Consider the following 22,159-nt stretch of genomic DNA (forward strand, 5'->3'; position numbering starts at 1 on the left):
CAGGTTTAACCATAAACAAGCGCTACTGCGGAGCTAATCCCAATGCGCCGGGATAACATGGCAAGGGAGTAGACAGCGCTGAGCACCAGTTTTTTTGTTATCGATTTTTTACTCTAACGGTTTCTGAGATAAGTTAACAGTCCAAAGCAACAAGCATGTAACATATCACGTCATTCCCCCGTCATGGGGGCGTGCTTAAGAGTGGAATCGACGGCCGATTCTGGTATGCTGATGCCACCTTTTGACTATAAAAATCACCACTATGCGACGCTTAACCTTACTCATCGCCACCGCCGGCATTTTGTTTGGGTGTGCCAGTAACGCCCCTACTCACATGGCATTGAATCCACAGCTGCCGGCCATCAGCGCCCATACCATGGCAGCCAAACCAATTGCTATTGAAATGATCGATACCCGCTCGGCCAACTTTGTCGCCCGGTTCAATCATGAGGGGGATGCCGCACGCTTAGTGAGCCCATCGGAAGCGCCACGTCAACAGCTCGATACGGTTTTTCGTCAAGGATTTAGCCGAGCCGGTTACCAAATTGATCCCGCCGCCACTAACCATATGCAGCTGCAATTAGAGAAACTCTTAACCGACGTCAATGAAACCACGTTTGGCTACGAAGCCAGCAATGACATTATCATCAACGTCATTGCCAGCAATAGCAGCCAAACATTCACCAAGCGGTATACCGCGCGTAATACGGTATCTGGGCCACTGAGCGCCGACTTTGCCACATTGGAGCTCGCCGTCAACGAGCTATTGAGCGATTTAACGGGCAAAATCATTAACGATCCCGAACTCAACCAGTTTATTCAGCAATAAGTCCATCAGGAGCGATACATGAAACAGTGGATATTGGCATGTTTTTTACTGTCACTGTGCAACATGGCCCATGCGGTCGATATACAAGCTGACACCCTATACCCTAAGGTTGAGCTACAAACCAGCATGGGCAATATTGTGGTGGAACTCGACCGTCAACGTGCGCCTATCACAGTCGATAACTTCCTCACTTATGTGGTGAAAGGGCATTATGACAATACCCTGTTTCATCGCGTGATTGCCGACTTTGTGGTACAAGGTGGCGGACTCGACCCCAAATTTAACGAAAAACCGACCGATAAACCCATAGTCAATGAAGCGGGCAACGGCTTGAGTAACGCCTTAGGCACCATCGCCATGGCACGAGAAAATGATCCCCACTCGGCCACGGCGCAGTTTTATTTTAACGTGGCCGATAATAAACGCTTAGATCCCTCTAAACGCCGCTGGGGCTATGCCGTATTTGGTGAGGTTACCCAAGGCATGGCGGTACTTGAAGCCATGGCCCAGCAACCCACGGCTATCAATAGCAAGCTCGGATGGCCCGATGTGCCTGTTACGCCGATAATCTTAACCAAGGCAACGCTATTACCCCGAGAGTAGTCGTGAGCAAGAGTCGTTAGTGTGAAAGGTCGTTGCTGCGCAAATTGTGATAACAAAAATAAGCGTTAGCCTCATCACAAAGTCGACCAGCCAAAGTGGCGCGTTTGCCTTAGCGCCACAATACTCAAGCAGAATCGGTTTATCCTCATCTAGCGCCACAGCAGCATATTTGGCCTACGGCCGTTGAGATGGATTAAATTACAATAACAAAAAATGGCTGACTATACTTACTTCGGTGTAGCAGCAAGGAGGCGAACGATGACCCCTAATGAGTTCATCGATAATAAAGCGCCCCAGCTGGCTCTATATGGAAAAGCGTTTTTGAATAATCAACTCGATTTCAATGAGATCCAGCTTTATTTATGGGACACCCTTGAAGAGTGGCAACAGTTTAATCATCAGGGTGATGCGCAAAGTGACATGGAGCGAGTGTTTTGGCACCTAATACATGCCTTCGATAAATGGCCTGACTGGAGTATTCGCGGCAATCAATTTTTGCGTAAGCAAATAGACGAATGCTGTGATTTCTTGAGCCTTGGCGGTCAATGTCCAAGTGGCTGTGTAGGTAACAGACCCTGTTCCTTATCATGATAATGTCTAAAAAAGCTCAGCCTGTGTAGGCTGAGCTTTTTTATGGCCGATTTTCGCTTTTTATTTACCGCCGTAGCGTTTAAGCTAACTTTACCTTACTGTAAACCTGTTGTATGTCTGTGACCCTTTCTCATGTAAAAGATGCACTCTCTATTTACTGTCACAAGCGGGTGTTAATTCTGCTGTTATTAGGCTTTTCTGCCGGCTTGCCTTTGATGCTGGTATTTTCCACTCTATCTTTCTGGTTGCGTGAAGCCGGTATCGACAGAACCGCCATAGGTTATTTCAGTTGGATAGCCTTAGCTTATGCCATTAAATGGGCATGGTCGCCCTTAGTTGACCGCTTATCCCTGCCCTTTTTTACCCGATTACTTGGCCGGCGACGCGGATGGATGCTGTTTGCCCAGTTAATATTAGTGATCGCCATTTTGGGCATGAGTCAGAGCGATCCGGTACAAGATTTGGAACGCCTGGCACTCTTTGCACTTATGGTCGCCTTTGCTTCTGCGACGCAAGATATTGTGATCGATGCCTTTCGTATCGACTCGGCACCGATAAAAATGCAAGCGGCGCTCGCCGCCGCTTACCAAGTGGGTTATCGCAGCGCCATGATTGTGGCCACAGCTGGCGCCTTAACCATAGCCGCATGGGTCGGCCCCAGTAGTCAAGTTTACGATCTTGCTTCATGGCAAACCGCATATCTCGTGATGGCCGCACTGATGTCTGTCGGCATCATCACCACTTTAATGAGCAAAGAGCCACAGGTGGAAACCAAGGACGCTGACGCCAAAGAAGCAGAGCTTAAAATTGCCCTCGCTAAACATCATCATAGAGTGGTGGCTGCGGCACTTTCTTGGATTTATACCGCCAGTATTTTACCCTTTATCGACTTCTTTAAACGCTATGGCTACAGTGCCTTTTTAATCTTACTGTTGATCTCCTGCTATCGCATCTCAGATATCGTCATGGGGATCATGGCGAATGTGTTCTATGTCGACATGGGATTTTCCAAGGCCGAAATCGCCGCCATCAGCAAGGTCTATGGGTTAATCATGACCTTAGTCGGCGCTGGCGCGGGTGGCGTATTACTGGCCCGTTATGGCACCATGAAAATATTATTTTTAGGCGCCTTGATGGTCGCACTCACTAACCTGCTATTTGCCTATCAGGCGATGGTGGGTTATGACGTCAATCTGTTAACGGCCGTGATCTCCATCGATAATTTCAGCGCCGGCATTGCCACCGCCGCCTTTATTGCTTACCTCTCGAGCTTGACAAGTAGCGGCTATAGCGCGACGCAATATGCATTACTGTCGTCAATTATGTTGTTGTTTCCTAAATTTATTGCAGGATTTTCAGGTGCCTATATCGATGCTTTCGGCTATATCAACTTTTTTGTTGCAGCCAGTGTTATCGGTTTTCCTGTGTTGGGCTTAATTGTATTGGTGCAGAAATTTGCGCCTCACCCAAGCGATGATTTAAGTGCAGCTCAAGCCAGTGCAGAGCAAACCTCTGTCGCCCCTAAAACAGAGCCCTAACCTCAACTGGCCAATGCTAAATGTAAGATGTTAAGTGTGGGCTGTTAGCTACGCCCCATGACAACATAGACTCAAGCGCAAATAAAAAGCCCCGAGTGAAGGCTCACTCAGGGCTTTTTATGATAGCTGTCATGTTGGACTTAGTTAAAACCGCAGTCGATGCGCTTACATCTGATGCAACAAACTATCAGTCACGAAAGTTATTGAACTGGAATGGCTGCCCCAAATCCGACTCACGTGCCAATGCCATTACCGCTTGCAAGTCATCGCGCTTCTTACCTGTCACTCGCACCGAGTCCCCCTGAATCGCCGCCTGCACTTTAAGCTTGCTATCTTTAATCTGTTTAACCAGCTTTTTCGCCACTAGGCTCTCGATACCCTCTTTAAAGGTCACTTTAAGCGAGAAGGTTTTTCCGCTGTGGATCGCCTTATCGGCGACCTCCATCGAAGCTGGATCAACATTGCGTTTGCTCAGTTGGTTACGCAACATATCGAGCAGTTGTTGGCATTGAAAATCAGACTCTGAGGCCAAGGTCACCTGATGATCTTTGTAGGTGATTTCCGCCTCAACATTGCGAAAATCAAACCGAGTGCTCAGCTCTCGACGGGTATTATCGACCGCATTGCGCAGTTCAACTTCATTCACTTCCGATACGATATCCATTGATGGCATGTTTGTTCCTCATGTTGCCGCTCGATCTAATGGCGCTAGTTTACCTTTTTGCTGTCAGTGGGGGCAAAAAAAGTTAACGCTGGCGCGAACGACTCAGACTTAATTATTAATGACTTTAGGATGACATTTTTCTATGATTGCTAAAATTCGCCGATGTATCGTGACCTGTGAACTCAAGACAATTCATTTTTAAAATCGCCCTACTTATCGCCTTACTGGTGATCAGTTATTTAGTCTTCTCTCGTCCGAGTTATTCTCAAGCGATCCCCAATCTAGATAAAATTGGCCATCTAGGCAGCTTTTTCTGTCTGGCCTTGCTGACGCATTTAGCCTTTGAGCCCAAATGGTATAGTCTGGCTGCGATACTCGCCGCTTACGCCTGCTTTATCGAAGCGGTACAATCGCGCCTGCCTTATCGCAGCGCTTCACTTGGCGACTTTATCGCCGATATGCTCGGTGTTATGCTGTTTTATTGTGGCTTGTGGTTGTATCGACGCTATATCAAAGCCACTGTCATCCAACAAAATTAAGCAAGCCATGAGCCCTCAAATATCATCGGTAAATCAAACCGACTCTCCCCAACCTAGCATCGCCATAGTCGGCGCTGGGGCCATTGGTCAATTACTGTTTCATCAATTAGCCAGTGCAGGGCAAGCGCCGCTGCTTATCGGTCGGCAACAAGCTAGCACCGATAACAGACCGACCTTGCTACAATTTACCGACCTAAAGGGTGTCTCATCGACCCGCACCGCTCAAGTTATCGCCCCCAACAGCGATGATGCGCAGGCTGACTTAAAACACATCTCTCTGCTAATTGTCTGCGTTAAAGCCTATCAAGTCATCGAGACCCTCAAACCGCTGCTACCTCGCCTTAATCGCGAGTGCCAACTGTTATTACTGCATAATGGAATGGGCCCACATCTGGCCCTTGCCCCCTATCTCAACGGGCGAACCCTCTGCCTTGGCACCACATCGCAAGGGGCCTTAAAGCAACAGCGCTGGCAGGTGCGTCAAACAGGGGCAGGCCTTACCCAGCTCGGGCTATTTAGCGGCCCGAAACTGACACAAACGACGAAAACACACTTACTTAATGCCATTCCCAATAGCCAGTGGTGTAGCGACATTATTCCTATGCTCTGGCAGAAATTGGCGGTCAATATTGCAATCAACCCCTTAACTGCTATTTATCAATGTCGCAATGGGGCATTGGCCGCTCCTCAATATCGCCACACCATCTTAGGGCTGCTCGATGAGGTGATCTTGGTGGCTCAGGCTGAGCAGGTGCCGCTTGCCAGAGAGCCTCTCATTACGCGGGTATTTGACGTTATTCACTTAACCGCTAATAACTTCTCGTCGATGTATCAAGATATTGCCCATCGGCGGCCAACCGAAATCGATGCCATAACGGGTTATCTTATCCAGCGCGCTGCCACTCATGGCATCCCAACGCCCCATAATCAGGCCATCTATCAGCAGCTCACGACGCTTGAGCAGCGCTCGAACTAGCCGAGTTGACGCCGCAAAGCTTATTGCTTGTCTTTGTTTTTATGTGTTTTCCCCCTCATTCATAGATTAACGGCTACAGTTAATTAAGGCATTAGCAGACCAGCCGACACGAGGTGAGTGATGAAGCGAGAGCAATGGAATTCGAGGGTGGGATTTATCTTAGCCGCAGTAGGCTCTGCCATTGGGCTGGGTAATATTTGGCGCTTTCCCTATATGGCTTACGAAAATGGCGGCGGCGCCTTCTTTGTACCCTATCTGTTTGCCATGGTCACCGCAGGCATCCCATTTATGATCATGGAGTTTAGCCTAGGCCATAAACTTAAAAAGACCGCCCCGCGTATCTTTAATCAACTGGGGGCCAACTTAGGGCTCCGCCTCGAGTGGTTGGGGTGGTTTCAGGTGTTTATTGCCGCCATCATCGCGGTCTATTATGTGGCCATTATCGGCTGGACCCTCTCTTTTTTGGGCTTCTCTTTCAGCCAGAGTTGGGGGGATGATCCTAACGCCTTCTTCTTTGAGCAGTATCTACAGTTAGGTAATAATTCCCCAACGAATTTAGGTCAGTTCCAGTGGGGCATTGCCGCCGCCATGAGCTTAGCATGGGCCATCACGACAATGGCGGTGTTCACTGGGGTTAAAGGCGGCATTGAACGGGCGAGTAAAATCATGATGCCCATGCTATTTATTATGGTATTGGTGTTGATCACCCGAGTGCTGTTGTTACCCGGCGCGCTATCGGGTCTAAACTACTTGTTTGAGCCCGATTTTAGTCGTTTATTGGATATTCAAGTCTGGTCCGCCGCCTATGGGCAGATATTTTTCACCTTAAGCGTCGGCTTTGCCATTATGCTAGCTTACTCCAGCTACCTGCCCACCAAAGCCGACATCAACAATAATGCCTTTATGACAGTACTGATCAATTGTGGCTTCTCTATTTTGGCGGGCATATTGATTTTCGGGGTGCTCGGTTACATGGCTGAGCAACAGATGAAGCCCTTGACCGAAGTGGTCAGTTCAGGCATCGGACTTGCCTTTGTGACCATCCCGACGGCCATCAATTTGATGCCACTGCCACAACTGCTTGGGCCGCTGTTTTTTGTGGCCTTAGTTATTGCAGGATTAAGCTCGCACATCTCTATCATTGAAGCGGTTATCAGCGCGATCATCGATAAGTTTCATCTGCCACGAAAAGCGGCGGCCATTATTGTGTGCGCAGTCGGTTATCTGGTGTCGATGGCCTTTGCCACCAGTGGTGGACTGCTACTGCTGGATCTGGTCGATTACTTTATTAATAACATCGCCCTGTTATTGAGCTGCCTAGTAGAGCTGCTGATTATCACTTGGATGTTAAAGGTCAATTTGGTGAGACGCCACGCTAATCATTGCTCTGAGTTCCATGTTGGCCGCTGGTTAGAGATCTGTTTGCAAATAGTAAGCCCTGCCATTTTAGCCACTATATTAGCTAAGAATCTCTATAACACCCTGCTCCATGGTTACGGTGATTACCCTATTGCCGACCAACTCTTGTTAGGCTGGGGACTGGTGGCGGCCATGTTATTATTTGCTCTGTTGATCGATTTTGCCAGTAAACGCTCCCCTCACCGAGAGCTGTGGCAGAGCCAGCCGATGTCATCGACTAAAGGAGAAAAAAAACATGAGTAACAGCGCCTTAATCATGATGTGTCTTGCATTAACGCTAACCTGGGGAGGCGCGGCGCTATGCATTGCGATTGCCTATAAACGCCGCCATGGTAACGAGCAGTAGCTGATATGGACTAACGCATTTGCCCTATCTGTTGCAACGAATACGCCGTCAAGGGAGCGATCTCTTTTACCAGCTCTTGAATTTTAGTGATCGCCTCTAATGAGCTACTATCCTTACGATAAGAAAGGTAAATAGGCCGATGCCAAGGTTCGACGTCCGCAACACGATACAGCTGCTTTGATGCCAAAAAAGGCTCAACAATCGATAACGGCAGATAAGCGGCGCCCGCCTTATCGAGAATAAAATCAAGCGCGATACGCCCAGTCGAAGTACGCAAATACGGCGGCACCGCACAATGATGACGCTCGGCGTGCTCCGAGGCAAAACGTGTGCCCCAATCCACATACACATATTTATCCGCTAATGCCTGCTCTTGGACACATGGCGACGTAGACACCAGTACCAGCACTAAATCGGCCACCTGTTTACAGACTAATTCGTCTGACTTTAATGGGTCAAAGGCAAACGCCATATCTAAGGTGCGCTCAATGAGGTTGCGATTAAGCTGCTCACGGCTAAGCGCCTGTGCCATAAAACCATAGCCACCAAAGGCGTCAGTGACCTTGCTTAAACAGTGCTGTAAATAGGCATCCCAAATGTTAGGCGTCCCCGCCATGGTCAATTGCAGCGCTTTATTGTTGGTTAGGGCTAACTCATTTTTGGCTTGCTCTAAGGTATTCACCATCACTTGGGCGTAACCGACTAAACGCTCGCCTGCCGAGGTCAATTTAATGCTGTTTCGGTCTCGAATAAAAAGTGCTGAATCAAAAAAAGACTCTAGCTGCTTAATTCGAGCACTAACAGCAGCTTGGGTAATATATAAGTTCTCAGCGGCGCGGCCAAAATGGCGGGTTTGCGCAACTTCTAAAAACGTTTTAAATACTTTGACGTCCATTTTGGTCTCTCTATCGATTTGACCGAGAGAATAACAACTAATCCTGATGGTGACGACAAAAATGTTTTGTTTCTCTTTTGCCCCCAAAAAACATAATTTCGCGATCGAATATCCCTGTAGTTAAAGCGTTTAAATCACAGTTAGAGGTTGCCATGTCAGAAGAGTCATTCCGTTTTGGTCAAAAGCGTTTTTTTGATGACAAAAACTTTCCAAGAGGGTTCAGCAAGTCAGGAGAATTTACCTTATCCGAAGCGGAGTTGTTAAGCCTATACGGCGACACAATGCAAGCCTTCGAGGCCGAGCAATTAGACCCTGAGACTGCAGAGGAAAAACATTTTATTAAGGTGCTCAAACACCCCAATAAAGCCAATACTAAGCTCGAACATGTGTGGATGAAATACCTAAAACTCACACGAGAGCCAAAGAAGTTTCACACGCTCAATAGCACAGTTAATCAGCGTGTTGAACAATACACGTATGTAGAATCACACCCGGAAGATGAGGTTGCTTAACTAAGATGCACATTTGCTTTTTGATGTACCCGTGGGAACGTATCGATGCTGAATCCGATACCACCCTAAGACTAGTTCATGAGTGCGCTCAGCGTGGTCACACCGTTGCCATAACCACCACCAGTGGTTTAACCATTCGAGACAGTAGCGTCTACGGGTTTTGCCAAATCATCAAAAAAGGCATCAAAATTCCGGATAATGTTCCGCGCTTTTATCGCTCAGTTGAGTTTCATAAGGCGCGTCTACCAATGGCGGGGTTTGACTGCATTTTTATGCGCGCTAACCCTCCTTTGGACAACTTAGCGTTAAACTTTCTCGACTCGGTAAAAGGTGACACCCTGATCATTAACGATCTTGAAGGCTTAAGGGTCGCCAACAATAAACTGTACACCGCCAGCATGAGCGGTGCGGCGAGTCGCTATATTCCTACCACCCACGTATCCAAAAACCGCGACTACTTGCAACGTGTACTCGAAGAGAGTGACAGCGACAAGATGATCCTTAAACCCTTAAACGGTTTTGGCGGTCATGGGGTTATCGTCATTGAAAAAAGCGCACGGCAAAACTTTAGCTCGCTACTCGACTTTTATATTGGTGCCGATGATCAGAGTAACTATGTGATCTTACAAGATTACATCGAAGGCGCCGAAGAGGGTGATAAACGCATTTTAATGCTCAACGGCGAACCGATTGGTGCCATGAGACGCGTCCCCGCCAGCGGTGAATTTCGCTCTAACGTGCACGCCGGTGGTACCGTCGTTAAACACACCATCACCCGCGAAGAGCGCGAATTGTGCGCCGCGATTGGTCCTAAACTGGTGCGCGATGGCCTCTATTTTACCGGCCTAGACGTGATAGGTAATAAATTGGTCGAGGTAAACGTGTTAAGCCCAGGTGGCATAACCCGTATTAACAAGCTTAATCGCGTAAGACTGCAAAAACAGGTGATCGATTTTGCCGAGAACATCATCAACTCAAAAGACTTATTGATGCAACGTAAGAATGCATATCGACGTGCGGTAGAAGATGCAAACCTATAGTTTAGAGCAGATGTTAGGCCTGATTAAACGTGGAGAAGCGTTCTCGGGGCAACTCGAATCATCAGGTTGTTTTATCAAAATTGAAGAATACCTGCCTGTAGTGTGTACCGCTATCCATGCGGGCCACACCTTACGTAATGAGCTGATCAAACTCGGTCAGCTCAGCGCAGAGGAACGCTATTTTGAGGAAGACCCTTATACCGACGAGGTTATTGCATCACAACCCATCACATTAGTGGGTACTGACTCACGTTTTGAGTACGATCTTAATCGACCCAAAAGTTTAAGCACCTATTACAAATCGGCCTGGTTAAAACAGGTATGGCGTAAACCGCTTAGTGCCAAACAGCGCGCGATCAGCCAAGCCAAACACAATGATTTTTACCTCCTCTATGAAGCGCTTATCAGTAAGCTCGAGTCCTTGTTTGGCATGGTGATTGTGTTTGACCTGCACTCGTACAATTACAAACGCATCGACAAACCCGTGCCGGTATTCAATATCGGCACCGCGCAAATCGACATGGAACGTTGGGCACCTGTGGTGAAAAAGTTCCAGAGTGAACTTAACCAGATCACCCTACCCAATATCGAAGTTGACGCCAAAATTAACGCGATTTTTGAGGGTCGTGGCTACCTTATTGCTCATACCAATGCCCACTTTGACCGCACCTTAGTGTTACCCACTGAGATCAAAAAAGTGTTTATGGATGAACTCACTGGCGAAGTTTATCCTATCGTGCTCGATGACTTAAAGTTAGGGCTTAAAAACGCCTTCAGTGCCACCAGTGCCTATTTTCAGCGCAAGTTAAATCGACGCAGTAAAACCCGTAGCGCCGACATGCTCAGCAGTGCCATCGAGCCAACGGTACTGGACATCGATGCCGCCCTGTTTCGCTTAGCGCAAAAGGTCGACACCTTAAAATATGTCAATCCGACCAACTTGGTCGCTGAGCGCAAACGCTTTTTTAGCGCGCCAAGCCGCTATAAGCCCAACTTTCGCTACCGTCAGCTGCCTATCGATGCCAACGAGTTTAAATATAAGTTGTATCGATTACCGATAGACAATATCTCTGATCCTGCGCTCAAACAGATGTACAGCGATATCGTCAACAAGCTCGGCGAACAGGTCGACTTACTGACCAGTGTTGGCCAAGAAGGCTTTGTTTATAACTCGCTACGCTACCATGGCCGCCCCGATACCCATGCAATTAACAATGCTAAGTTCTTGTTATATGCCAAAGAGATTGCTGAGGTTGCTGGTGAGCAATATGATGCCAAAACCGCCACCGAACTCATGAAGCGACAAGCTGAGCAATGGGACATGCAGTGCAAGGTAAGCCTTAGCTCATCGATTGTGGCGCGGGCCATGGTGAGCTCAATGCCACCACAGCTGACCGTTAACAGCCATGCGACATTTTCCCATGCAGAGGTGCAGCGGCTGATCCAGCATGAACTGGGGGTCCACATGGCAACCACCTTAAATGCCAAACAGCAGCCCTTAAAGGTGTTACGCCTTGGATTACCGGGCGCCACCTATACCCAGGAAGGTTTGGCTATCTTGGCCGAACTAAAGGCTGGCTTTATGGCACACTCACGCCTCAATACCCTCGCCTGTCGCGTATTGGCGGTTGAATCTATGCTCAAAGAGCAAGATTTTTATCTCACCCATAATTACCTAGTAGATGAGGTGGGTATGGAGCCTGGTGACGCTTTTGTGACGACGGCGCGGGTCTATCGCGGCGGCGGTTTCACCAAAGACCATCTTTACCTCAGTGGTTTTCTGCAGATGTTGCAGCTCTCAAGTAGCCGCAGCTTAACCAACTTGTTGGTGGGAAAAACCAGCGTACAGTATCTGGATTTACTCGATGAGCTAGTGCAGCGCAACTGGCTCATCGCCCCTAAGTTTAACGTCACTCCGACCGCAAACTTAGAGGACAACCCCAGCCTCAATTATCTGATTGAGAGCCTGCGTAGCTAACAAAAAAACGCCATGTTGATCATGGCGTTTTTTTATCCTGTTGGCTTGCTACACAGTCACTCTTTGCTCAACGTGGTAGTTCTAATCTCAGGCGCGTGAATCATCTAGCGCTAAAAATAGGTATAGCTGGCTCCTAAGCCCAGTGGCAATCCAAGTGACCAATACAGCAATAACCAGGCACTCCAAATCGACATCAATGCCACACTAAACGGCAACATCATGGCAATTAAGGTACCGATACCTATGCCTTGCACATAACGCTGACAATAGACCACCACCAAGGGGAAATAGGGCATCAAGGGCGTGATGATATTAGAGCTAGAGTCACCGACACGATAGGCTGCCTGCGACAGATCTGGACTAATATTGAGCTGCATTAACATGGGCACTAATACTGGCCCAATCAGTGCCCATTTGGCTGACGATGAGCCGACAAATAAGTTAACAAAACCCACCAGTATTATCATGCCGACAATGGTGACTTCGGCAGACAAGTTAAGCGCCTTGAGTGCACCAGCCCCCTCGACCGCGATTAATGCCCCCAAATTAGAGGCTGAAAACGCCGCGACAAACTGAGCGCAGAAAAAAGCCATCACAATATAGTGCGACATGCCGCTCATCGATTTAGACATCGCCTGCACCACATCGGCAGACTGAGTAAAGGTCTTAGTGAGATAGCCATACACTAGGCCAGGCAGCATGAAGAAGATAAAAATCAATGGCACAATCGACTTCATCAAAGGAGCACTAAAACTGGTGAGTGAGCCGTTAGCGTCGCGCAAAGTCGAGGTTTCAGGCAAGGTTAACGAGAAAAAGCCAATAATCGCCACCAGCATCACTAGGCTGGCGATACGAAAAGCCTTAAGCTCGCTGGGCGTTGTCATCTCCATCTCAGGAATATCTACCGCGTCGCGATTGACCTTGTGAGTACGGTTAAGACGCGGCTCCAACACTTTGTCGGTGAGATACCAAATAATCAAGGTGATCGGAATACATGATGAAGCGGCAAAGAACCAATTATTCAATGGATTAATCTGAATATCAGCATCGACAATCTGCGCCGCCGATTGGGTAAAACTTTGCAGTAATGGGTCGATACCCGAGGGTATGAAGTTGGCGCAAAAACCGCCAGACACACCCGCAAAAGCTGCCGCGATCCCCGCCAGCGGATGACGCCCTACGGTAAAAAAGATCACCCCAGCCAGCGGAATCACCACCACATAGCCCGCATCCGTCGCGGTATGGGAAATAATCCCCACCACAACCACAGCAGGCGTTAGCAACTTAGCCGGCGTTATCTTTAGCATTTGCTTTAACGCGGTATTGATGTACCCAGAATGCTCCGCGACGCCCACACCCAACATCGCCACTAACACCACGCCTAAAGGCGCAAAGGCGGTAAACGTCGATACCATGGAGGTTAAAAAGTGGGTCAACGCCTCGGCACTCAGTAGATTACTGACAACGATAGGCGCATCAGTACGAGGGTCTATGGCATCAAAACTGACCCCAGATAGCAGCGCCGATAAGCCCCATACCGCAAACAGTAACATTAAAAATAACATAGCCGGATCGGGCAGTTTATTGCCCACACGTTCTATGGCATCGAGTGCCCGCCCTAAAAAGCCGGGGGCCTGCGCATTTGTTGTCATCATCACTCCTTGTACTTACACGTACTTGTTATTATCCTTGGTTGTCGCAGCATGCATAATAGCTAGCCCAATAAATCAGCTTAATACAAGCATACTCAGCACCACTGAGCCGCTATTATATATTAGGCTTAATATTCAATACTATACCCAATCAGGTTATCGTAAGCCTTAGCATTAGTTAAAAAAAAGCCTCGCGATTGCAAGGCGTTACAGACTAAGTGGAGACACTACTTACTGGTGTCTATAGGCTCAAATGATTTAACCAGTTCATCCACCGCCTTCATCTGCTTGAGGTAGTTTTCAAGCTGATGCAGAGGCAAAGCACAAGGACCATCGCACTTTGCATTATCTGGATCGGGATGCGCTTCGATAAACAGACCGGCTAAGCCTAATGCCATACCACTGCGGGCAAGTTCAGTAGCTTGCGCACGACGCCCACCCGCACTGTCGCTGCGGCCACCCGGGCGCTGTAAGGCGTGGGTCGCATCGAAAATCACTGGGTAACCCGATTGCTTCATCTCATCCATGCCCAACATGTCGACCACCAAGTTATTGTAACCAAAGCTTGAGCCACGCTCGCACAGCATGATCTCATCGTTACCCGCTTCATTAAACTTAGTGATGATATGGCGCATCTCGTGTGGCGCTAAAAACTGCGGTTTTTTAACGTTGATGATGGCGCCGGTTTTGGCCATTGCTACCACCAGATCTGTCTGGCGTGCTAAAAACGCGGGTAACTGAATCACATCGACCACTTCGGCCACTGGCGCACACTGATGCGGTTCATGGACGTCGGTGATTAACGGCAAGTTAAAGGTCGATTTTATCTCTTGAAAAATCTTCAGCCCCTCTTCCATACCGGGGCCACGATAGGAGTTCACCGAAGAGCGGTTAGCCTTATCGAATGAGGCCTTAAACACATAAGGGATCCCTAATTTTTGAGTAACTTCGGCATAGGTTTCCGCGATCTGCATGGCTAAATCACGTGATTCAAGCACATTCATGCCGCCAAACAACACAAACGGCTTATCGTTTGCAATCTCAATGCTACCTAACTTTATGGTTTTATTACTCATCATTACTTCTCTCTTAAGAAGCTAAGGCCACACCTTAGCATTGTTCAAATAGGTATCGCTGCATGCGATTATAGCGCAACTGCCTGTAAAATTTGGCCACATAACCATGCCATATAAGTGCCTACAGCATAGCCTAACACAGCCAATAACACACCGACGGGCGCTAATGCGGGGTGGAATGCCGCCGCCACAACTGGCGCAGATGCAGCGCCGCCCACATTGGCTTGACTGCCCACCGCCATATAAAACAGCGGCGCCTTAATCAGTTTAGCCACCAGCAGCATAAAGCTGGCATGCACTAACATCCAGATAATACCGATGGCGAAATACCAAAGATTTGCCGGATCAAATAGTTTAAACACATCCATATGCAAGCCAATGGTGGCAACCAGAATATACAAAAAGGCCGACGCCACTTTAGAGGCGCCAGCGGCTTCTAAATGGCGCACCGGGCTAAATGACATCGCCAAACCAATAGTGGTGACGGTGACGATTAACCAGAAAAATTTGGACGTTAGACTGTAATCACGTGTCCACGGATAATTGGTTTCGAAAAAAGGCCCGAGGAAATCGGCAAACATGTGCGCCAGTCCGGTAATACCAAAACCGACCGCCACTATCATCATCAAATCGCGTAAGCTAGGGATTCGTGCATGCTCGGCATGGTACTTCTCAACCTTGAGCTTTAAGGTTTCTATGGCACGGGTATCGGCACCAGTTTTAGCATCGATCTCCTTGGCTTTCGAGGCCATATAGAGCAGCACCGCCATCCAGATATTGGCTACGATCACATCCACGGTGACCATAATTGAGAAGATATTACCGCCCGCTTCATAGATCTCTTTCATCGCAGCCTGATTCGCACCGCCGCCAATCCAACTACCGGCTAGGGTGGTCATGCCACGCCAGACCGCATCGGGACCACTAACACCTAATACCTCAGGGTTAATGCTGGAGATAATAAGCAAGGCAATCGGCCCGCCAATCACAATACCTACGGTGCCGGTGAGAAACATCACAATGGCCTTAGGGCCTAAGCCTAAGATCGCTTTTAAATCGACGCTTAAGATCAATAATACTAAGCAGGCTGGTAGTAAATAACGTGAAGCCACATAATAGAGCTTAGAGGTATCGCCATCGACAATATTAAATGAATTAAGCAGTGATGGCAGGAAGTAACACAGTAACAACGCTGGAATGTAACGATAAAATTTTACCCAAAATGGATGAGTGCTGCTATTGGTATAAAATACTAAGCCTAAAATGGCTGCTAATAATCCCAACCCTGTGGCATCATTGGTCACTAATGCGGTACCGCTCATATTTCCCCCTAATTCACATCTATTTTTAGTTTTATTTTTAATATCAATTTGTTGTTTTATTCGGCTTGTATAAGCGCGTCATTTATCAGGCCTGTGATGCAAGCCTGTTGTAAATATTAATAATGGTATTAGTTGATCCAATGGTGAGCCGTTTTAGCCTGTAACGACAGGTGGTTCAATATAAGATTGACAAGATTGCGAGCCGACCAGCATAAAATGGCCGCTAACGCCAAGGCATCTATTGCCACGGTCTTCATTGACCCACATAAAAAAGCTGAAGCCATAACGGCTTCAGCTTTTCCTTAATGGTATATCTCAAGCTCTTCATTTAGCTCTTTAATTTGTAGCTTAACCAATTCAGTCACAGGATCATGCGGACTATTGTCGACAAAATGCTGTAAGTCCGCGGCGGCTACACTGATGCAGCCTAACTGCTGTGCAATAAAAGCTCGCTCACGATTGAGGTTAAGGTCATCGCTATGCCACTGCAATAACAGATTGCAACACTCCATCGCACTCTCAAACTGGTTCGATAAAATCGCTCCCGCTTTGAGCTCGTGGATCATGCGCGACAATAACCGCTTCAAACTTGCAGGCTTTAAGTAACGCGGTTTAAAGGCCGCGCCATTACCCAACTCGCCACGTACCAACACATGCAACTGGTGCCGAGACAGCGACCGCCCCGTTAATGGGTCGATATAACGCACCTGCTTGTCAATGCGACTGCACAACACCGTATTGCCGGGCAGCAGCAAGGGCTCAAGCACTAGGTCTAACTGTTTCGCCAGTAACATCAATACGGTGGCTAAGGTTGTACTATTACCTTGACGAGTGAGTATGCAGCTGCCTAAATCGGCAGCCTCTACACTAAAATACGCCTCGCGAGCACAAAAACCTAAGTCGCCATAAAACCACTTAACCAAGGCATTTAATCTATCTTCACGGTCGACCACATAATGACTCAGTACAGAGCCTGCAAGTTCTAGCCAAGCCCAATTAGCACTCTGTTTATTGGAAAAACCTAAATGCTGAGTGATGTCAAACACGCTCTCGGGTAACAAGAGCTCATCTTTTAGGATCATCTGCGCCATTAACTCAGTATTATCGCTTGTTTAAGCATGGCGACCTTACCTGCATAGACTACCCAAGCAATAGCACCGAGGGCGGCAAATATCTTAAACAGCTTATTGCGATTGGCTTTGAGCGCAATGGTTGCTAAGAAGATATAGGCCAAAAGCGCGCCGATTTTTTCGGTCAGCCATACATCTTGGAAAGGATATTGCTTGATGATAAAACACAGGGTTAAACCAGATAGCACCAGCAGAGTGTCGATAACATGCGGGGCGACTTTAACGAACTTCTTATCCATAATAGGCGACTGCTTTAAGTGCAGCGCAAAACGCACAATAAAAAACAATACACTGAGGGCAATAAACGTAAGGTGAATATGCTTTATAGCAGGGTATAAACTGTCCATTTTAAATTCTTTGGTTGCTGACAAAGGCGCTAGTGTAACTGATCTGCTCCAACCGCACCAATATCATCAACCGATTATCGACGATAAACACAGCATAATCAGCATCGCAGCCAATAACACAAGATAATCACCAAAACGTGATGAATTTAAAAAAGATAATGTCACTCGCAATGATCCCGTATTTATCTCCCCAACTTATCTAATAAAAAAACCACGCCAAGACCGCAGCTTTAGCGTGGTTTGAGCCGACTGCCAACCAATTATCACCGGCTACCTGTGGCAAGCGGCTGTCTGTTGAAATTAACCGTAAGCGGTGGCCTATTTGACCGTATCAGGCAATGTGCCGGGGAGCAGTTCAAACTCCATGGAGAATTCGACCATTGCCCCCATTAGCTCATCGATTGCACGACGCTCTCCTTCCACCTTCACTTTGCCGGCTTTGATTTTATCGTCGAAACTCTGCGTGCCCATCATGACATCATTTAACTCGCTGCGATCTATCGTTAAAGTGAGGTCCGCTTGCGGTGATTGTATTCCCTCGATATTGGTCAGCGCCGAATTACTCAGTTCAACCAGATACTGCTCGCCATTATCCGGAGTGACCAAGTTAATGACAAAGTGTTTATCTGCAGTCTTGCTGGTATCAAGGCGAACGCCGAGGTAGTCAAGCCATAAACCGGTAGACATACCACGGATAATGTCGGGTCCAGTCGTTTTAGGCGAAGCACCTGTTGGCATACCATTTCGCAATTCGTAAGCCGCCGCTAAAAAGCTATTTCGCACACTAGGGCTCTCTTTTTGATAACCAATTTGCTCATACACATTAGCGAGTAAATCTTTAGCGGCTTGATTTTGGGGCTCAGCAAACACCAGTTTATTGAGAATCTCTATGGCATGGAAATATTTTCCTTGCTCAAATAATTGCTGGCCTTTGGCAATAATCTTACTGCTACCTCCCATCATCTCAACATATAAGGGCGCTGAATCTTCTGGTGATAGCGGCATTAAGGTCGCGGGGTTAGCATCCCAATAACCTAAATAACGATTCAACACTGCGCGGCTATTGTGTTCCTCAGATCCATGATAACTGTGGGCTGACCATTGCCGCTGTAAACTATCGGGGAGCTTATATACGTTGTGAATTTGATTAATGGTCACACCTTGATTAGCCAGATGCAGCACCTGATTATTGAGGTGCGCATAGGTATCACGCTGACTGCGCATCACCTCTTGAATACGCTCATTGCCCCACCGAGGCCAAGAGTGGGCAGAAAACATCACCTCTGCCTGCTGGCCAAATTTATACAGCGAAATATTAATTTGCTTAGACCATTCCAATGCATCACGTACCAATGCGCCGCGTAAGGTATAGATATTATGTATGGTGCCAGTTATATTCTCGGCGGCCCAAAAAGCGTTCAAGTCTGGAAACCAAGTGTTCATCTCTGCTGGCGCTTCAGTACCTGGGGTATTTTGAAACACCATGTTGACGCCATCTATGGTCATTTCAGTAAAGGCTTTATCGATAATTACGTTAGGCGCAATTAAACCTAAATTACCTGCCGCGGTATTTTTACCGATAGATTGATCTACATGACCATAAGGGCTTCTGGGGAGTAGTACACCGTATTGAAAAAACATCCTGCGCGTCATGGCATTACCGGCCATGACATTTTCAGAGACCGCATGATGCATAAAGCCCTCAGGGGCAATGACTTTCACCTTACCACTTTGAACATCTTGTTCATCCACCACACCACGGACCCCACCAAAGTGGTCGCCATGAGAGTGAGAGTAGATCACAGCCACAACCGGACGCTCACCTAATTGCTGATTAATAAAGGCCAATGCCGCCGCCGCGGTCTCTTTGGCCGTTAAGGGGTCAAATACAATCCAACCCGTCTTACCTTTAATAAAACTGATATTGGCAAGATCATAGCCTCGCACCTGATAAATATGGTCGGGTAACACTTCATACAAGCCATAAGCCATGTTGAGCACTGCTTGACGCTGCAACGAAGGGTTAATGGTATCGAAGGTTTTGCCTTCATCGAGCAGCCACTCATAACTGCCCATATCCCACGCAACGTTACCCGCTTCGGCCATAATTTGTTTATATTCGGGCGCCGCGATAAAGCCTTTTTGGGCTTCTTCAAAGTCACGTTTATCGTCAAACGGTAGGGTCTTACGCAAGCCATTTTGTAATGCTAAGGTGTATTTTGATGGTGCTTGCCCTTTAGGATCAAAGTGTTTATTCGGATCACTTGTTACCACGCTGCCACCACCAGCGGCGTTGACAACGATATGGGTCGATATTGTCACACTGACGAGGGCTGACAGTAGTGCGACATTGACGAGCTTTGTATTCATACACCTAACTCCTTGGTTATTAATGAATTACAAGTTACCCAACATTTCTGTGTATGTGCTGGCGACACATAGCCAGAACACAACGACGATGACTAACCTAAATATGCAAGTGAACAAAGACCACCCACGCTAAAACGCTCACCCAGATATTAAGGTAGTAATGCATTTAGATTTGTACAAGGTGAACTTATCTTCGTCAGGCAGTATTGTTTAACGCGAACTTGAGCTTAATCATGCGGACAATCAACATTCGGAGCAAAAACATACACAAAAAAAACGCCATTAGCATAAGCCAATGGCGTTTAATCACCTTAGTCGCTTTAATAAAGTATCGAGCGTGTCAGTTAACCCTGCCTAGGCCAACGGCCTAAGGTACAACGGTCGTTACTGCCAAAGTCTCTCACGGTCGACACCGACTCATAACCTAGCTCAATCATCTTATTGCGCACCGTAATGGCTTGCTCAAAACCGTGCTCGAGTAGCAAATAGCCACCGGGCGCCAGATAATCACGCGCCGACAGAGCAATATGAAACAGGTCGGCATAACCATGTTCGGCAGCGGTCAACGCACTCTGTGGCTCAAAGCGTACATCGCCTTGAGACAAATGCTCATCTTCTTCGTCGATATAAGGCGGGTTAGAGACAATCAGATTGAAATCGTACTGATTGACGGCATCAAACCAATCGCTTTGTAGTACCTCGACTTGCGGTAACTTCAAGTTGTCACGATTCGCCTTAGCCAAGGCCACAGCTTCAATCACTTTGTCGACAGCCGTGATCTGCCATGTGCTGCGCTCAAAGGCTAACGACAGGGCTATTGCCCCCGTTCCCGTGCCTAAATCGAGCACCTTAGCATTTTGTGCTAACGGCAAGTTTAACGCGGTCTCAACCAAAATTTCGGTATCGGGACGCGGAATAAGCGTGGTGGGGTTAACCATAAATGGCAATGACCAAAACTCGCGTTCGCCAACGATATGCGCGATAGGAGTGCCTATCGCACGCCTTGCAACCATCTGCTGAAACGCGGCGGATTGTTCACTGGTAATGCGTTCATCGGGCCAAGTGTAGAGGTAGCTGCGCGGCTTATGGATGACATGAAGCAGCATCACTTCGGCATCTAGCTTGGCAGTATCAGAGATCTCAACAAGTTGAGAAGAAGCCCATTGAAGGGCTTCAGCTAACGTCTGGTACAAAAAAATATCCTTATTAACCTAGAGTCGCGATATTGAGTATATTAATCGTCTGCCAAAGCAGCCAACATATCGGCTTGGTTTTCTTGCATTAGCGGTTCGATAATCGCATCTAAATCCCCTTCCATCACTTCATTTAAGCGATAAAGGGTCAAATTGATACGATGCTCACTGACACGCCCCTGAGGGAAATTATAAGTACGAATACGCTCAGAGCGATCACCACTGGCCACTAATGTGCGGCGAGTCGATTCCTCTTCGCTGCGGCGTTTTTCATCTTCAACCGCTTGTATACGAGCCGTCAATACACTCATGGCTTGAGCGCGGTTTTTATGCTGCGAGCGCTGATCCTGACATTCAACGATGATGCCAGACGGAATATGAGTGATACGGATAGCCGAATCGGTTTTGTTAACGTGCTGACCACCCGCGCCCGATGCGCGGAAGGTATCCACTTTTAGATCGGCAGGATTAATTTGAATCGCTTCGGCTTCGGGTACTTCAGGCATAACGACCACAGTACAAGCTGAGGTATGCACCCGCCCTTGCGACTCGGTCTCAGGCACACGCTGTACACGATGCCCACCCGATTCAAATTTCAGTCGGCCATAGACCCCATCGCCAGACACTTTAATGATGATCTCTTTAAAGCCGCCATGTTCGCCTTCGTTAGCGTTCATCACCTCTATCTGCCAGCGTTTAGCTTCGCAGTAACGGCTGTACATACGGTACAGATCACCGGCAAAGATGGCCGCTTCGTCCCCCCCTGCGCCAGCACGAATTTCGACAAAGGCATTGTTGTCATCTTTAGGATCTTTAGGCAGCAGTAGGATCTGCAGTTCATCTTCGAGCGTCTCGAGCACTTGCTTGGCGGCTTTAATCTCTTCTTGCGCCATCTCTTTTAGCTCGGCATCGTCTTCGGCTAACATCTCTTGCGCCGACTCGAGATCGGCCTGCGCCTGTTGAAATGCCTTAAAGCTTCTTACCACGTCTTCGAGTTGAGAGTACTCTTTGGACAGAGCGCGAAAACGCTCTTGGTCAGCAATCACACTAGGATCACTCAGTAGCGCCAATACTTCTTCATTACGCTCAAGCAAGCCTTCAAGCTTGCGAATCACACTGTCCTTCATTCCAACGCTAAC

At 47.7% G+C, this 22,159-nt stretch carries 21 protein-coding genes; 11 read left to right on the forward strand and 10 right to left on the reverse strand.

The annotated features are described in order from the left end of the window. The first annotated feature begins 262 nt into the window (after positions 1-262). From DN599_RS11900 to DN599_RS11915, 4 genes are all read left to right on the forward strand, one after another. Entirely contained in the window at positions 263-829 is a 567-nt protein-coding gene (locus DN599_RS11900; protein WP_110457801.1) for a YajG family lipoprotein, read from the forward strand. A gap of 18 nt (positions 830-847) precedes the next feature. Then, positions 848-1,432: a peptidylprolyl isomerase gene (locus DN599_RS11905; protein WP_110457802.1), complete on the forward strand. Its 585-nt coding sequence runs from the start codon at positions 848-850 to the stop codon at positions 1,430-1,432. 258 nt (positions 1,433-1,690) lie between these two features. Further along, positions 1,691-2,023 carry a hypothetical protein gene (locus tag DN599_RS11910; protein ID WP_110457803.1) on the forward strand — a complete coding sequence of 111 codons (333 nt, stop codon included), beginning with the start codon at positions 1,691-1,693 and terminating at the stop codon, positions 2,021-2,023. A 113-nt stretch (positions 2,024-2,136) separates the two neighbouring features. Beyond that, positions 2,137-3,561 carry an AmpG family muropeptide MFS transporter gene (locus DN599_RS11915; protein WP_110457804.1) on the forward strand — a complete coding sequence of 475 codons (1,425 nt, stop codon included), beginning with the start codon at positions 2,137-2,139 and terminating at the stop codon, positions 3,559-3,561. A gap of 187 nt (positions 3,562-3,748) precedes the next feature. Here DN599_RS11915 and DN599_RS11920 read toward each other — a convergent pair whose 3' ends face one another. After that, positions 3,749-4,234 (reverse strand): YajQ family cyclic di-GMP-binding protein, encoded by a 486-nt coding sequence (locus DN599_RS11920; RefSeq protein ID WP_110457805.1) that lies wholly within the window; start codon positions 4,232-4,234, stop codon positions 3,749-3,751. A gap of 167 nt (positions 4,235-4,401) precedes the next feature. Between DN599_RS11920 and DN599_RS11925 the strand changes: the two genes are divergently transcribed. From DN599_RS11925 to DN599_RS11940, 4 genes are all read left to right on the forward strand, one after another. After that, on the forward strand, positions 4,402-4,764 hold the full coding sequence (locus DN599_RS11925; protein ID WP_110457806.1) for a VanZ family protein: 363 nt from the start codon (positions 4,402-4,404) through the stop codon (positions 4,762-4,764). Positions 4,765-4,771: 7 nt separating this feature from the next. Beyond that, the gene (locus DN599_RS11930) at positions 4,772-5,740 is read left to right on the forward strand and encodes a ketopantoate reductase family protein (RefSeq protein WP_110457807.1); all 969 of its coding nucleotides are present in this window, start codon (positions 4,772-4,774) and stop codon (positions 5,738-5,740) included. Between the two features lie 120 nt (positions 5,741-5,860). Further along, on the forward strand, positions 5,861-7,402 hold the full coding sequence (locus tag DN599_RS11935) for a sodium-dependent transporter (protein ID WP_110457808.1): 1,542 nt from the start codon (positions 5,861-5,863) through the stop codon (positions 7,400-7,402). Then, positions 7,395-7,505 carry a MetS family NSS transporter small subunit gene (locus DN599_RS11940; protein ID WP_110457809.1) on the forward strand — a complete coding sequence of 37 codons (111 nt, stop codon included), beginning with the start codon at positions 7,395-7,397 and terminating at the stop codon, positions 7,503-7,505. The genes DN599_RS11935 and DN599_RS11940 overlap by 8 nt, the downstream gene beginning before the upstream one ends. 10 nt (positions 7,506-7,515) lie before the next feature. Here the strand turns inward: DN599_RS11940 and DN599_RS11945 are convergent, their stop codons facing one another. Continuing rightward, complete coding sequence (locus tag DN599_RS11945; RefSeq protein WP_110457810.1) at positions 7,516-8,400, reverse strand: LysR family transcriptional regulator; 885 nt, start codon at positions 8,398-8,400, stop codon at positions 7,516-7,518. 152 nt (positions 8,401-8,552) lie between these two features. Between DN599_RS11945 and DN599_RS11950 the strand changes: the two genes are divergently transcribed. Genes DN599_RS11950 through DN599_RS11960 form a run of 3 tightly spaced genes read left to right on the forward strand, consistent with a single transcriptional unit; the run spans position 8,553 to position 11,930 of the window. Further along, positions 8,553-8,912, forward strand: coding sequence for a MaoP family protein (locus DN599_RS11950; protein WP_110457811.1), 360 nt, complete (start codon positions 8,553-8,555; stop codon positions 8,910-8,912). Between the two features lie 5 nt (positions 8,913-8,917). Beyond that, the gene (gshB, locus tag DN599_RS11955; RefSeq protein WP_110457812.1) at positions 8,918-9,952 is read left to right on the forward strand and encodes a glutathione synthase; all 1,035 of its coding nucleotides are present in this window, start codon (positions 8,918-8,920) and stop codon (positions 9,950-9,952) included. Then, positions 9,939-11,930, forward strand: coding sequence for a flavohemoglobin expression-modulating QEGLA motif protein (locus tag DN599_RS11960; protein WP_110457813.1), 1,992 nt, complete (start codon positions 9,939-9,941; stop codon positions 11,928-11,930). The genes gshB and DN599_RS11960 overlap by 14 nt, the downstream gene beginning before the upstream one ends. Before the next feature lie 110 nt (positions 11,931-12,040). Here DN599_RS11960 and DN599_RS11965 read toward each other — a convergent pair whose 3' ends face one another. The 8 genes from DN599_RS11965 to prfA all read right to left on the reverse strand — a co-directional run bounded on the left by DN599_RS11965 (position 12,041) and on the right by prfA (position 22,147). After that, on the reverse strand, positions 12,041-13,582 hold the full coding sequence (locus tag DN599_RS11965) for an AbgT family transporter (protein WP_110457814.1): 1,542 nt from the start codon (positions 13,580-13,582) through the stop codon (positions 12,041-12,043). Between the two features lie 227 nt (positions 13,583-13,809). After that, entirely contained in the window at positions 13,810-14,658 is an 849-nt protein-coding gene (gene kdsA, locus DN599_RS11970) for a 3-deoxy-8-phosphooctulonate synthase (RefSeq protein WP_110457871.1), read from the reverse strand. A gap of 68 nt (positions 14,659-14,726) precedes the next feature. After that, positions 14,727-15,980, reverse strand: coding sequence for a DUF819 family protein (locus DN599_RS11975; protein WP_110457815.1), 1,254 nt, complete (start codon positions 15,978-15,980; stop codon positions 14,727-14,729). 302 nt (positions 15,981-16,282) lie between these two features. After that, entirely contained in the window at positions 16,283-17,071 is a 789-nt protein-coding gene (locus tag DN599_RS11980; RefSeq protein WP_110457816.1) for a transglutaminase family protein, read from the reverse strand. Next, positions 17,071-17,457 carry a SirB2 family protein gene (locus tag DN599_RS11985; protein ID WP_110457817.1) on the reverse strand — a complete coding sequence of 129 codons (387 nt, stop codon included), beginning with the start codon at positions 17,455-17,457 and terminating at the stop codon, positions 17,071-17,073. Before DN599_RS11985 ends, DN599_RS11980 begins: the two co-directional genes overlap by 1 nt. Positions 17,458-17,775: 318 nt before the next feature. Next, on the reverse strand, positions 17,776-19,827 hold the full coding sequence (locus DN599_RS11990; RefSeq protein WP_110457818.1) for an alkyl/aryl-sulfatase: 2,052 nt from the start codon (positions 19,825-19,827) through the stop codon (positions 17,776-17,778). A 344-nt stretch (positions 19,828-20,171) separates the two neighbouring features. Continuing rightward, positions 20,172-21,020, reverse strand: coding sequence for a peptide chain release factor N(5)-glutamine methyltransferase (prmC, locus tag DN599_RS11995; RefSeq protein ID WP_110457819.1), 849 nt, complete (start codon positions 21,018-21,020; stop codon positions 20,172-20,174). 41 nt (positions 21,021-21,061) lie between these two features. Beyond that, positions 21,062-22,147, reverse strand: coding sequence for a peptide chain release factor 1 (prfA, locus tag DN599_RS12000; protein ID WP_110457820.1), 1,086 nt, complete (start codon positions 22,145-22,147; stop codon positions 21,062-21,064). Between the last annotated feature and the right edge of the window lie 12 nt (positions 22,148-22,159).

Origin of the sequence: Shewanella algidipiscicola (assembly GCF_900380485.1) — a bacterium.
Classification (GTDB): domain Bacteria; phylum Pseudomonadota; class Gammaproteobacteria; order Enterobacterales; family Shewanellaceae; genus Shewanella; species Shewanella algidipiscicola.